This is a genomic window from Pseudomonas sp. PSB18, from assembly GCF_014596565.1.
GTDB lineage: Bacteria > Pseudomonadota > Gammaproteobacteria > Pseudomonadales > Pseudomonadaceae > Aquipseudomonas.
Window position 1 is genome coordinate 22,786 of sequence record NZ_NOIN01000012.1, and the last position, 13,418, is coordinate 36,203.

The window sequence follows — 13,418 nt, forward strand, 5'->3', positions numbered from 1 at the left end:
GTTGGGGCTGATCGAGGCCCCTGATCAGGGGCCTGGAAGAGTGTTGCGTTATTGTGGGGCGTGGTCGCGCAGGAAAACCAGTTTTCCGGGTGAGGATTGCTCGGCACTGTAACGATAGCCTTGCACATCGAACTGTTTGAGCAAGGCCGGATCGTTGATGCGTTCCTGAATGACAAACCGGCTCATCAGCCCGCGGGCTTTTTTAGCGTAGAAACTGATGATCTTGTACTGGCCGTTCTTCAGGTCCTTGAATTCGGTATCGATGATGCGCGCGTTCAAGGCGCTGCGCTTGACCGCCGAGAAGTACTCGTTGGAGGCCAGGTTCAACAGCACGTCATCGCCCTGATCGGCGAGGGCTTCGTTCAACCATTCGCTGATGCGGGTGCCCCAGAATGCATAGAGATCCTTGCCTCGGGCATTGGCCAGCTTCGTGCCCATTTCCAGGCGATAGGGCTGCATCAGGTCCAGCGGCCGCAGCAGGCCGTAAAGGCCGGAGAGCATGCGCAGATGCTGTTGGGCATGATCGAAGTCGGCCTCGCTGAAACTCTGTGCGTCCAGACCCGTGTACACATCACCCTTGAAAGCCAGCAGGGCTTGCTTGGCATTGGCCGGGGTGAACGCCGGGGTCCAACTGCCGAATCGCGCAGCATTGAGGCCTCCGATCTTGTCGGAGACGTGCATCAGTTCGCTGATCTGTGCCGGCGAGAATTCACGCAACTGCTCGACCAGTTCCTGGGAGTGGTCCAGGTACTGCGGCAGGGTAAAGCGTTCGGTGGCCGGCGGTGTTTCGTAATCGAGGGTCTTGGCGGGGGAAATCACCATCAGCATGCAATCGTCTCCTTTGAGGGTGCGGCGATTCTAGGGGGTTGTCCGGGTGGACTCCAGCTATCGGGGTAATAGGTGATCGTGGTGTAAAGGAAATATTCAAAGCCCCTCAATTGTGGCGAGGGGATTTATCCCCGCTGGGCTGCGCAGCAGGCCCAACAAAGTGAAGCGAGATCAGCCTGAAGCACCGCGCGGGCGCTTTTAGGGCTGTTTCACAGCCCAGCGGGGATAAATCCCCTCGCCACAAAAGCCCTGTTCGAGCAATGAGATAAGCGGGCGTCGTTCTTGGATCAGCTATGATGCCGCGCGGGTTTCGTTATGGAGACATCCCTTTGCGTATCGTGCTTCTGTTATCGGCCTGGCTCTTGAGCTTCACTGCCACTGCCGCGCCCAACGACATCGCCACCCTGGACCGCAGTACCTGGCCGGAGCAACTGACCAGCCCGACCCTGTTCGACGTCGCTTCGCGGGCCGAGATTCTGATGTTCGCCCGGGTTTTGCTGGACACCGATGCCATGGACGAAATCGCCCTCAAGCAGTACCTGGGATTGCGCTCGGTGAACATGGCGGCAATCACCACCCTGCGTGCACGGTTGTGGCAGCGGTTACTGGCCAGCTACAACTTTGCCCAGCAGAGCTGTGATCAGGACGCCTCTTTCTGTTACCTGGTGGAGGACATGGCGACTTTGCGTGACGAGGCGCGCAGGTTTCATCTGGATGAAGACTCGTTCTATTTCAAATGGGCCGGGCCAAGCCAGATTTTTCATACCCAATACCGGGACGAATTGTTGCGAAAAGCCGCGCTTTTTCCGCAAACAAGCAGCGAAATCGAACGATTCGGCGATTACGAACGCAATGGCGAGGACATGCATGACCGGCTGTTTCTGCTGACCTTCGACAGCGGTGCCAATGTTGCGCCGGACAATACTCCGTGGCTGGCGGATTACTTGCGCAAGTTGAATATGAACGGCACCTTTTTTGTGTTGGGCAAGGACATCCAGGCGCGGCTGGTGGAGGACTCGGTCAACAACCTCCAGTCGTTATATTCGGAACAGTGTGTGGGTGTTCAGGGCTGGGAATTCCGTTCCCATAGCTATTGGCAGGACTGGCAAGACTCGATACGGCGCAGTGTCGACCTGGTCAAGGGCAAGCTGCCGGAGAACTACGTGCCGCTGTTCCGCCCGCCCCAGGGCCAGCGGCGTGGCGATGCCGAGGCATTTTTCAGGCAGCAGGGCCTGCAAGTCGCGTTGTGGGATATCGATCCCCAGGACGGCACCAACCGGCTCAAGCCCGAGCAGAGTGCTCAGCGCGCGTTGACCTTGATGCTGTTGTGGCGCCATGGAGTGATCAACTTCAACGCCAAGCAGGATGCGGTGAAGACGGCGATGCCCTGGCTCATTACGCAGACGGCGCAAAGCGGAATCGGTTGGGAGGATTGTCAGGAGGCGTTCCGCTGAAGCCGTAGAAGGCCCGGAAACATTGGGGGAAAGGAAAAATCCGCTGCGCATTCGTGACGAGCGGACTTCCGACTTTAACGGCGTAGCGACGGTACGCCAAGGGCTTTTCGTCACTCTGAAAAATAAACTTCAAAAAAGCGTCAAAGTGCTTTTTCCTGTCATGGTTTTTGGGGTATCAAGAAGTCAGACCGCCGAAACCTGCAACACAGGTGGCGTCTTCCAAGACCCCGTTTGTGTGCAGTTCACCTCAATCCTCGCGGGTGAATTCGGTGGCTACCTCGAGGCGCAGCACTGTCATGGTATTGCGTCGAATGGCCCCCACAAAGGTGACCGAGTATGGATGACCACGGACGTAGCCCTTCCTCCAACCAGCCAATCCTGTATGTACTCGATACCAACGTATTGATCCACGATCCAAACGCCCTGCTGAATTTCGAAGAACACCACGTTGCCATCCCGATGACCGTGCTCGAGGAGCTGGACAAGCTCAAGAGCGGCCACCACAGCGTCGCGGCCGAATGCCGGCAGGCGATTCGCCTGATCGACAAGACCCTGGGGGATGCCTCTCCCGAAGACGTCGAGCTGGGCGTACCGATCCAGCGCGGCAAAGGCGGCCCCAAGGGCCTGCTCTCGATCCTGATGAGCAAGCGCACTGAACCCAACCTGGTACTGCCCGAACACCTGAACGACAACATCATCATCAACCAATTGATCGACCTGCATTCGCGCAACCAGGATCGCGCCGTGGTGCTGGTGACCAAAGACATCAACATGCGCCTCAAGGCCCGAGCCTGCGGGATTGCGGCGGAGGATTACAGCACCGACCAATTGGTCGACGACGTCTCGCTGTTGCCCAATGGCTACCACACCATGACGGGCTCGTTCTGGGACCGCGTGAGCAAGGTCGATACCCGCCAGGACCATGGTCGCACCTGGCATCAGGTGCAACTGATCGACAACCTGCCGGCGGTGCACATCAATGAGTTCATCATCGACGAGCAGGGATTCGTCGGCTGGATCAAGGAGATCGAGGACGACAAGCTGCTGATTCTCGACTTGCACCAGGAACCCTTGCTGCATCAGGAGGCCTGGGGCCTCAAACCCCGTGACATCTACCAGAGCCTGGCTCTGTTCGCCTTGCTCGACCCGGATATCCACCTGGTCAACCTGTCCGGCGCCGCCGGTTCCGGCAAGACCATTCTGGCCCTGGCCGCCGCCATCGAGCAGACCATGGTCAGCAAGCGTTACCGGCGCATCATCGCCACCTGCAGCGTGCAGGGCCTGGACCAGGAAATCGGCTTCCTGCCCGGTACCGAAGCGGAAAAAATGGAGCCCTGGCTGGGGGCCATTACCGACAACCTCGAAGCCTTGCACATGGATGACGAAAGCACCCATGGCAGCGTCGACTACATCCTCAGCAAGGTGCCGTTGCAGTTCAAATCCCTCAACTACATCCGGGGCCGCAGCTTCCAGCAAAGCCTGATCCTGATCGACGAATGCCAGAACCTCACCCCGCACCAGATGAAAACCATCATCACCCGTGCCGGCGCCGGTTCCAAAGTGGTGTGTCTGGGTAACCTGGCGCAGATCGATACCCCTTACCTGTCCGCGACCAGCTCCGGGCTGACCTACCTGACCGAACGCTTCAAAGACTTCCCCAACGGGGTCCACATCACCCTGCAAGGTGTACCGCGCTCGATCCTGGCCGAATACGCCGAATCCCATCTGTAACCCCTGAAAAAAAACCGGGCGACCTTGTGGTCGCCCGGTTCCTAAACACGCCAAATAACCCTGTGAGCGAGCCTGCTGTGGGAGCAAAGCTTGCTCGCGATAAAGACACCGCGATTTCTGACAGACCGCATCAACTTGATCGCGGGCAAGCCTTGCTCCCACAGCAAGCTCTACTTCAGCGAGCCGGCTCTCATAGGCAAGAGCAGATGCGACAATCAGGCGTGCCGGAATTTGACTCACGGGTTTACAATCGACGCTCCTGATCAGGAGTAACCCTGTGCTGACCCATCTCGATTCCCAAGGTCGCGCCAACATGGTCGACGTGACCGACAAGGCCGTGACGTTCCGTGAGGCCACCGCCGAAGCTTTTGTGCGCATGTTGCCCGCTACGCTGCAGATGATCGTCAGCGGCGGTCACCCCAAGGGCGATGTGTTCGCCGTCGCACGCATTGCCGGCATCCAGGCGGCGAAAAAAACCAGCGATCTGATTCCGCTCTGTCATCCGCTGATGCTCACCGGCGTCAAGGTCGAGCTCAATGCCGAAGGGGAGGATCGGGTGCGCATCGTTGCCCGTTGCAAGCTCTCGGGACAAACAGGGGTGGAGATGGAAGCCCTGACCGCCGCCAGCGTTGCCGCGCTGACCATCTATGACATGTGCAAGGCCGTGGACCGGGGCATGACCATTGAAGGGGTGCGGGTGCTGGAAAAGCTCGGCGGCAAGAGTGGTCATTTCCAGGCGGACGCGTCATGAAAATCAATGTGAAATTCTTTGCCCGTTACCGCGAGGCCGTGGGCATGGACGCTTTGAGCGTCGAGGATCAGTTCTCTACCGTAGACGACGTTCGCACGCTGTTGGCGGATCGCCCGGGCTTCGAGGTGTTGAGCGAGCAGAACCTGATGTGTGCCCGCAACGAAGAGTTGTGTCAGCTCGATGAGCCACTGGTGGATGGCGACGAAGTCGCCTTCTTTCCCACGGTGACCGGAGGCTGAGTCATGGCGATTCGTGTACAGGCCGAGCCGTTCGATCCGGGCGCCGAAGTCAACGCGATGCACGCGGCCAATGTCGGTGTAGGCGCGGTGGTGAGTTTTGTCGGCTACGTGCGGGATTTCAATGACGGCCTGGACGTGTCCGGGATGTTCCTGGAGCACTACCCGGGCATGACCGAGAAAGCCCTGGGCAAGATTGCCATCGAGGCGCAGCAGCGCTGGCCGCTGCTGAAGCTGGAAGTGCTGCACCGCATCGGCGCCCTGGAGCCGGGCGAGCCCATCGTCTTCGTCGCTGCCGCCAGTGCCCATCGCCAGGCGGCATTCGACGCCTGCGCCTTTGTCATGGACTACCTCAAGACCCGTGCCCCGTTCTGGAAGAAGGAAAACACTGCGGAAGGCCCGCGCTGGGTCGAGGGACGGGACAGTGACCATGCGGCGGCGGATCGCTGGAAGCAGTAGACACTCCTTGGTTAGCTGATAGTCCGTCATCGCGAGCAGGCTCGCTCCCACATTGGATCCGTGCAAACCGGGATCCTCTGTGGGAGCGAGCCTGTTCGCGATGGGGGGCATCAGCCTTCCATCATTTCTTCAATTGACGATCTGTACATTAAAGTCCAGTATGGATTTATAAGTACATAATTAGTCGTGCCTGCTTTTTCTCTGCCAAACCAACAACAATCCCGCGAGAGAACGATCATGAAGAAATTCCCCCTTATCACTGGCCTGGCTCTGAGCCTGCTGGCCTCCAGCAGCCTGTTCGCCGCTGAGAAGACCCTGCGCATCGGCATCGAAGCGGCTTACCCGCCGTTTGCTTCCAAGACCTCGGAAGGGAAGATCGTGGGGTTCGACTACGACATCGGCAATGCGCTGTGCGCGCAGATGAAGGTCAACTGCGAGTGGGTCGAGGGTGAATTCGACGGGCTGATTCCGTCGTTGAAGGTGAAGAAGATCGACATGGCGTTGTCGTCCATGACCATCACGGAGGAGCGCAAGAAGTCGGTGGATTTCACCCACAAGTACTACTTCACCTCATCGCGATTGGTCATGAAGAAGGGAGCGGTGGTGGATGATCAGTACGCGAGCCTGAAGGGCAAGACCGTGGGTGTGCAGCGGGCGACCACCACCGACCGCTACGCCACCGAAGTTCTCGAACCCAAAGGCGTGATCGTCAAGCGCTACAGCAATAACGAAGAAATCTACATGGACCTGGCATCGGCTCGCCTGGATGCGATTTTTGCCGACACCATTCCGCTGGAAGATTTCCTGTCGATGCCCCGGGGCAAGGACTACGGGTTTGTCGGTCCTGAACTCAAGGACCCGAAGTACGTTGGGGAAGGTGCTGGCATTGCGGTGCGCAAGGGCAATGCCCAGTTGGTGGCGGATTTGAACAAGGCCATCGATGGGATTCGGGCCAACGGCGAGTACCAGAAGATCGAGGCCAAGTATTTCAAGTCGGATATTTATGGTGACTGATTGATTGTCATCGCGAGCAGGCTCGCTTCCACATTGGATCTCATTGAACATAGATAATGTGTTCGCCACCGATCGCCTGTGGGAGCGAGCCTGCTCGCGATGGCGTCAGTCCAGGCGACGCAACCTCAGCCTTTCAACTCTTTCAAGTGCTTGTACACCGTCGCCCGCCCCATGTTCAGCACATTGGCCACGTAATTGGAGGCGCTCTTGCCCTTGAAGGCACCTTCGGCGTGCAGCGCCAGCACCAGTTCGCGTTTATGGTCGCGAGTCAGCAGGTTCAGGCTCAACTGACGCTCGCGCATCCAGGCGTGCAGGAAGGTGTTGATGCGCTCCTGCCAGTCATCGCGGAACAGAGAGTCGGGCTGCGGAATCAACTTGCCGGGTGACAGGAACAGGTCCAGCGCGGCCTTGGCATTCTCGAACAGTGAAATATTCAGGTTGATGCACAGTACCGCCAATGGTCGGCCTTCGGCATCGCGCAAGACGCTGCTGAGGCTGCGAATCTTCTGTCCGTCCCAGTTCAGCTTTTCATACGGACCGATGTTCCGTTCGTTGACATCCTCGCTGAGCATGTCCTCCAGGGACGAGTCGTCACCGATCTCGCGCTTGGAAAGGTTGTTGGCGATGTAATCGACTTTCTGCGTGCGCAGGTCGTGCAGCACCACCTCGGCGTGAGGATAGAACAGGGTGGCGATGGCATCGGCGATGGTGTGGAAATTGTCCATGGCCGGATCGGGTTGCGGGGCAGTCATCACAGGGCTCCAGGCAGCGTCGGCGCCCCGTGAAGCAGGGGCGCAGGGAGTGTGCCGCAATCGTGGCGATGCGTCACCTCCAGGTAGGTCAGGCAAGTCGCGCTGGCGACAGCATTGCGCTGCTCAGGCCGAAGCGAGCCAGGGCTTCGGGCAGTGGTTCGCCGCGCACCAGCGCTGCGCTGGCCTGGCCCATCGCCGGGGAGGTCTGGATGCCATAGCCGCCCTGGGCGGCGACCCAGAAGAATCCGGGTAGCTGCGGGTCGAACCCGGACAGCAGATCGCCGTCGTGGACAAAACTGCGCAACCCGGCCCAAGTGCGGGTCGGGCGGCGAATGCTCAGGGTAGTGGCTTCTTCGATCTGGTAGATACCCAGGGCGATGTCCAGCTCTTCCGGTTGTACATCGTGGGGCTCCACCGGATCGGCGTTGGCCGGCGAGCCCAGGAACATGCCGGCATCGGGCTTCATGTAGAAGGATTCGTCGAGGCTCACCAGCATCGGCCAGTCATGGATGTCCAGGCCTTCGGGGCCGGCGAAGATGAAGGCCGCCCGCCGCTTGGGTTGCAGGCCCAACGTCCGGGCGCCGGCCATTTGCGCAACCTGGTCGGCCCAGGCACCGGCCGCGTTGATCAGAATCGGCGCAGTGAAGGTCCGGTTGGCCGTTCTCACCTGCCACAGCCCCTGGTTATCGCGAATCAGGTCCAGGACTTCGCTGTCGGTGTGCACCTCGCCGCCGTTGCGGCGGATGCCGCGCAAGTAACCCTGGTGCAGCGCATCCGTGTCGATGTCGGCGGCCGTGGGGTCATAGATGGCGCCATGGACTTTTTCCCGGCGCAGGATCGGCAGACGCGTGCAGGCTTCGTCGGCGCTGAGCAATTGCATCTGCGGCACGGTGGCCTTGGCGCTGAGGTACTGAGTGTTCAGCTCGGCCGGATCACCGGTGAAGTCCACGGTCATCTCGCCCCGGGGCGTGAGCAGGGGATGTTCGCAGAAGCCGGCGGGCGGCGCGTCGAAGAAGTCACGGCTGGCCAGGGTCAATGCCCGTACCTGAGGCGTGCCATAGGCGGCGGTGAACAACGCCGCTGAACGTCCGGTGGAGTGGTAGGCCGGATGGGATTCACGTTCGAGCACAATGACCCGGCCATGGGGAGCCAGCCAGTAGCCGGTGGAGGCACCGGCAATGCCGCCGCCGATGATGATGAAATCTGCTGAGGTCATGAAGCTCTCCTATGGAGCGCGGTCCCGGGAATGTCGCGGGTTCCTTGTGGGAGCGAGCCTGTGTGGGAGCCGAGCTTGCTCGCGATGAAGACGCCTCGATCCATTGACCGTGTTTTCGTTCATCGCGAGCAAGCTTTGCTCCCACAGGCTCGCTCCCACGGGGGAATGTGCTGTATCAGTTGCGGAGTTGGTAAAGCGCATTCGCCAGCGCCACATCTTCCAGTCCCAGGCCGATGGAGCGGAAGAACACGTGGCGCTCTAGGTCTGGTCGCGCAACCTGTCCGCTGAGCAGTTCAGGCAAGTCACCGATGATGCTCGACGGTTGCCAACCATGTTGTTCGGCAGCGATCAGCATCTCGCCGGCCGAGCCTGGGGTGGTCTGACGATAGTCGCAGTACACGTCCATGTCATCGAGGCTGTGGGGTGGCACTTCATGGGCGCGCGGGGCGTTAGTGCTGATTGAAGTGATCAGCGCCGGTTTGCCCAGTGTCTTCGGATCCAGCACCGCTTTGGCGGACGAGGTGCAGAGCATCACCACATCGGCATCGTGTACCGCCGCCGCAAGGCTGTCGGCAATCTCCAGGCGCGGATCCAGGCCGGTGATCGACGCGCGTTCCTGTGCCGTCTTGCTCTGCAGGCCGGGCGAGTAGAGGCTGATGGTCTTCCAATCCCGCAAGCCCTTGACGTAATGCACGTGCGCCCGCGCTACCGCACCGCTGCCGATGACGGCCAGGCGTTGGGCGTGGGGCAGGGCGAGGGCGTCGACGGCGACGGCCGTGGTGGCTGCGGTGCGGGCGGTCGTCAGTTCGGCGGCATCGCACAGCAACAGCGGCTGGCCGGTGCGCATCGACATCAGCAAGGTCCAGGCGGTGATCAGCGGGCCCTGTTCGCGCACGATGTAGGGTGACGTCTTGACGCCATAGACCTGATCTTCGGCCAGCACCCCCAGGTAGTTGATGAAGTCCCCGGCGCCCTGGGGAAATTCCACCCATTGCTGTGCCGGTTGCAGCGCCTGCCCGGTTGCAAGGTCGCGAAACAGTTTGCGCAGAATGTGTGGCACATCGACTTGCCCGAGCAGCGCGCGAGCCTGGGCTTGGGTCATCACGTAAGGTGTGCTGGACATCAGAACTCCGGAGGGCTTCGTATTAAACTAATTTGTCCATTATGGACTTTTAGTTTATTGGAGCAATATGCCGGGCAAAAAAAAACGCAGCCGTCGAGGGCTGCGCTTTTTTGGGCGAGGGCGACTGTCAGGGACGTTTGCGCTCAACCGGCCGCAGCAGATGGGTTGGCGGCATTTCGCAACTGATCTTGCGACCCAGCAGTGCCTCGATGGACGGCAACTGATAGGAGTCGTCCTCTCCGGCGAAGCTGATGGACACGCCCTCGGCACCCGCACGACCGGTACGGCCGATGCGGTGCACGTAGTCGTCCGGCACTTCCGGCAGGGTGAAGTTGATCACATGGCTGATGCCGTCGATGTGAATGCCGCGGCCGGCCACATCGGTCGCCACCAGCACACGGATCTTGCCTTCGCGAAAACCCTCGAGCGTCTTGATGCGTTTGTGCTGGGGCACGTCACCTGACAGCTGGGCCGCATTGACGCCGTCGCGCACCAGGCGTTCTTCGATGCGCCGCACTTCGTCCTTGCGGTTGGCGAACACCATGACCCGTTCCCAACCGTTGTCGTTGACCAGGTTGTAGAGCAGCTTGTACTTGTCGGCACCAGCTACCGCGTAGATATGTTGTTCGACGTTTTCACTGGCGACGTTCTCGGCTTCGATCTCGACGACGGCCGGGTCGGTGGTCCATTGCCGGGCCAGGTTCATCACGTCCTCGGTGAAGGTGGCGGAGAACAGCAGGGTCTGGCGTTCGCTTTTCGGTGGGGTCTGGCGAATGATCTGGCGCACTTGCGGGATGAAGCCCATGTCGAGCATGCGGTCGGCTTCGTCCAGCACCATGACCTCGACCATATCCAGGTGCACGTCGCCGCGCTGGTTGAAGTCCAGCAGGCGGCCGGGCGTTGCCACCAGGATGTCGCAATGACGGGCTTCGAGGTGCTTGAGCTGCTTGTCGAAGTCCATGCCGCCGACAAACGTCATGACGTTCAGGCCGGTGTATTTGGTCAGGTCGGCGGCGTCCTTGGCGATCTGCACCACCAGCTCGCGGGTCGGCGCGATGATCAGTGCCCTCGGTTCGCCCATGTAGCGCTCTTTGGGCGGTGGCGTCTGCAGCAGCTGGGTGATGATGGAGATCAGGAACGCGGCGGTCTTGCCGGTACCGGTCTGGGCGCGACCGATGGCGTCCTTGCCGGCCAGGGTGTAACCCAGCACCTGGGCCTGGATCGGCGTGCAATAGGGGAAACCCAGGTCCTGGATGGCATGCATCAGTTCCGGGGCAAGCTTGAAATCGTGGAAGCGGGTCTTGCCTTCCTGGGGCTCTACGACAAAGTCCTCGAGCTTCCAGGCGACGACCGGTGGCTTCGGTGCGCGTTCGCGGCGTGGCTTGGGGGCTTCGTTGCGCGGCTTGTCCGGCGCAGGAGCGGCGTCAGGCGAGGTCACCGGCTCTTTTTTCGTCTGCGCAACAGGTGCGGAGCGGCGCGATTGTTGTGGCGCTTCGGTATGGCTCGGGCCTTGGACCGGGGCGCTGGGGCCAGGCGCGAGCTGCTCGGCCTCGCTCTTACCGAACATCTTCTTGAGTGCTTTGAGCACGGTCATCTCATCGATTGGTTAAGGAATGTACGCCGGCCAGTGTAATGCAAGAAACGGGCGCGGCGTAGTGGGTTCGTCAAAGGCTTGGCGGCGATTCAGCGCAAGCGTTCGGCCAGCCAGGTGCCGATGTCGCGAATCTCCTCGGGTAACACTTCGTGGCCCATTGGGTATTCCTGCCATGTCACGGTGACACCATGCTGCTTCAAATACTCTTTTGCGGTCCGGCCCATGGGGTTGAGCACCACTTCGTCGTATTGCCCGTGCAGCGCCAGGACCGGAATGCGTTGCTGACTGGCGGATAATTGCAGTTCATCACCGAATGTCGGCGCATAGGTGGACAGCGCGATCACGCCGCCCAGCGGCCCCTGCCACTTCACGAAAGCCGTGTGATAGACCACCGCACCGCCTTGGGAAAAACCGGCCAGGAAGATCCTCGAGGCGTCTATTCCGCTGGCTCGCTGGCTTTCGATCAGGTCCATGACTCGTTTGGCCGACACTTCCAGTTGCTGCTCGTCAATGGCGCGCGCCGGGCTCAAGGCACGGATGTCGTACCAACTGGGCATCGCATAGCCACCATTAATCGTTACTGGCTGGGTCGGTGCCTGGGGTAGAACGAAACGCGTGGTGTGCAGGTTTTGCTGCAGGATTTCGGCTACCGGCATGAAGTCATAACGATCGGCGCCCAGGCCGTGGAGCCAGATAACACATGCGTCCGCAGTGCCGTTGGGCTCGAGAATCAGGGGGTCGGTCATGGCTGTGCTCCAAATCTGTGCGGGCGCGCTCTATCAGTGCATGGTTACGGTGCGTGCCCGGCGTCTCAGTTAATTAGATGTCGCAAAATTACAACTTTTTGTCTTGACGTAATTCTCAAGGGCCCAGCGCGACGGTCTGGTACGGGCTTTGCTATGAGGATACCCGAGTGATGAATCTTACGCTGCGCGGTAACACTATCAGCTCGACGCGACGCATGGGATATCGGAAATCCGGTGATGGATGTTCGCCAATAGCCGCTACGGGCTTCGCGAACGTGAAGGGCTACAGCCCGTTCGGCCGATTGGTGAGAAGTGGGTATGGCTGCCAATGGCACACCGTCCTCATTAATAGACTCATAGCGAAGGTCCAGACGTCGGTTGACCCTAAAAAAAGCCAACAAGGGTCGGCAATGCCCCAAAAGGGTGCGATAGGACTCAAGCTCCGACACAACAAGAGCAAAACTGGAGGTTTGAATGAAGTTACTGAAATCCACCCTGGCAGTAGTGACTGCTGCTGCAGTGCTCGGGGTTAGCGGGTTCGCTCAGGCGGGTGCAACCCTGGACGCCGTACAGAAGAAAGGCTTTGTGCAATGCGGCGTAAGCGATGGCCTGCCGGGTTTCTCGGTGCCTGATTCGACCGGCAAGATCGTCGGTATCGACGCTGACTTCTGCCGCGCGGTTGCCGCTGCGGTATTCGGTGATGCAAGCAAGGTCAAGTTCAGCCAGTTGAACGCCAAGGAGCGCTTCACCGCGCTGCAGTCCGGCGAAATCGATGTGCTTTCGCGTAACTCCACCATGACCAGCTCCCGTGACGCGGGCATGGGCCTGAAGTTTCCAGGCTTCATCACCTACTTTGATGGCATCGGCTTCCTGGCCAACAACAAACTGGGCGTCAAGAGCGCCAAGGAACTGGACGGTGCAACCATCTGCATCCAGGCCGGTACCACCACCGAACTGAACGTCTCCGACTACTTCCGCGCCAATGGCCTGAAGTACACCCCGATCACGTTCGACACCTCCGATGAAAGCGCCAAGTCGCTGGAATCCGGTCGTTGCGACGTACTGACCTCCGACAAATCCCAGCTGTTCGCCCAGCGCAGCAAGCTGGCTTCGCCGAAGGACTACGTGGTTCTGCCGGAAACCATTTCCAAGGAACCCTTGGGCCCGGTCGTGCGTAATGGCGACGACGAGTGGCTGGCCATCGTGCGTTGGACCGGCTATGCACTGCTCAACGCTGAAGAGGCCGGCGTGACCTCGAAGAACGTCGAGGCCGAAGCCAAGTCCACCAAGAACCCGGACGTCGCTCGTATGCTCGGCGCTGACGGTGAATACGGCAAGGACCTGAAACTGCCGAAAGACTGGGTCGTGCAGATCGTCAAGCAAGTCGGCAACTACGGTGAAATGTTCGAGCGCAACCTCGGCAAGGGCACCCCGCTGGAAATCGACCGCGGCCTGAACGCGCTGTGGAACGCCGGCGGCATCCAATACGCACCACCAGTGCGCTGATGGTTCTA

General features: G+C 60.0%; 13 protein-coding genes. 7 read left to right on the top strand and 6 right to left on the bottom strand.

Annotated elements, in window-relative coordinates:
* Positions 1–48: 48 nt before the first annotated feature.
* Complete coding sequence (gene yaaA, locus CGA22_RS23050) at positions 49–828, bottom strand: peroxide stress protein YaaA (protein ID WP_041021616.1); 780 nt, start codon at positions 826–828, stop codon at positions 49–51.
* Between the two features lie 329 nt (positions 829–1,157).
* On the opposite strand from yaaA, the gene CGA22_RS23055 reads away from it, so the two are divergent.
* The 6 genes from CGA22_RS23055 (at position 1,158) to CGA22_RS23080 (ending at position 6,473) form a co-directional block, all read left to right on the top strand.
* Complete coding sequence (locus CGA22_RS23055) at positions 1,158–2,282, top strand: polysaccharide deacetylase family protein (RefSeq protein ID WP_041021628.1); 1,125 nt, start codon at positions 1,158–1,160, stop codon at positions 2,280–2,282.
* A 336-nt stretch (positions 2,283–2,618) separates the two neighbouring features.
* Entirely contained in the window at positions 2,619–4,013 is a 1,395-nt protein-coding gene (locus CGA22_RS23060; protein ID WP_188258717.1) for a PhoH family protein, read from the top strand.
* Between the two features lie 277 nt (positions 4,014–4,290).
* The gene (gene moaC, locus CGA22_RS23065; RefSeq protein ID WP_024777617.1) at positions 4,291–4,764 is read left to right on the top strand and encodes a cyclic pyranopterin monophosphate synthase MoaC; all 474 of its coding nucleotides are present in this window, start codon (positions 4,291–4,293) and stop codon (positions 4,762–4,764) included.
* A complete protein-coding gene (gene moaD, locus CGA22_RS23070) occupies positions 4,761–5,003 on the top strand; it encodes a molybdopterin converting factor subunit 1 (protein WP_041021613.1) in 243 nt (80 codons plus the stop codon). The genes moaC and moaD overlap by 4 nt, the downstream gene beginning before the upstream one ends.
* Positions 5,004–5,006: 3 nt before the next feature.
* Positions 5,007–5,459 carry a molybdopterin synthase catalytic subunit MoaE gene (gene moaE / locus CGA22_RS23075; RefSeq protein WP_041021612.1) on the top strand — a complete coding sequence of 151 codons (453 nt, stop codon included), beginning with the start codon at positions 5,007–5,009 and terminating at the stop codon, positions 5,457–5,459.
* Positions 5,460–5,696: 237 nt separating this feature from the next.
* Entirely contained in the window at positions 5,697–6,473 is a 777-nt protein-coding gene (locus tag CGA22_RS23080; RefSeq protein ID WP_041021611.1) for an ABC transporter substrate-binding protein, read from the top strand.
* Positions 6,474–6,598: 125 nt separating this feature from the next.
* Here CGA22_RS23080 and CGA22_RS23085 read toward each other — a convergent pair whose 3' ends face one another.
* The 5 genes from CGA22_RS23085 to CGA22_RS23105 all read right to left on the bottom strand — a co-directional run bounded on the left by CGA22_RS23085 (position 6,599) and on the right by CGA22_RS23105 (position 11,904).
* Positions 6,599–7,225 carry a transcriptional regulator gene (locus CGA22_RS23085; RefSeq protein WP_041021610.1) on the bottom strand — a complete coding sequence of 209 codons (627 nt, stop codon included), beginning with the start codon at positions 7,223–7,225 and terminating at the stop codon, positions 6,599–6,601.
* Between the two features lie 88 nt (positions 7,226–7,313).
* The gene (locus tag CGA22_RS23090; protein ID WP_041021609.1) at positions 7,314–8,441 is read right to left on the bottom strand and encodes an NAD(P)/FAD-dependent oxidoreductase; all 1,128 of its coding nucleotides are present in this window, start codon (positions 8,439–8,441) and stop codon (positions 7,314–7,316) included.
* A gap of 175 nt (positions 8,442–8,616) precedes the next feature.
* Complete coding sequence (locus CGA22_RS23095) at positions 8,617–9,564, bottom strand: ornithine cyclodeaminase family protein (protein WP_041021608.1); 948 nt, start codon at positions 9,562–9,564, stop codon at positions 8,617–8,619.
* 127 nt (positions 9,565–9,691) lie between these two features.
* Positions 9,692–11,158 (bottom strand): ATP-dependent RNA helicase RhlB, encoded by a 1,467-nt coding sequence (gene rhlB, locus CGA22_RS23100; RefSeq protein ID WP_041021607.1) that lies wholly within the window; start codon positions 11,156–11,158, stop codon positions 9,692–9,694.
* Between the two features lie 89 nt (positions 11,159–11,247).
* Positions 11,248–11,904: an alpha/beta hydrolase gene (locus tag CGA22_RS23105; RefSeq protein ID WP_041021606.1), complete on the bottom strand. Its 657-nt coding sequence runs from the start codon at positions 11,902–11,904 to the stop codon at positions 11,248–11,250.
* A 474-nt stretch (positions 11,905–12,378) separates the two neighbouring features.
* Here CGA22_RS23105 and CGA22_RS23110 point away from each other — a divergent pair, with 474 nt between their 5' ends.
* Positions 12,379–13,410: an amino acid ABC transporter substrate-binding protein gene (locus tag CGA22_RS23110; RefSeq protein ID WP_041021605.1), complete on the top strand. Its 1,032-nt coding sequence runs from the start codon at positions 12,379–12,381 to the stop codon at positions 13,408–13,410.
* The last annotated feature ends 8 nt before the right edge of the window (positions 13,411–13,418 follow it).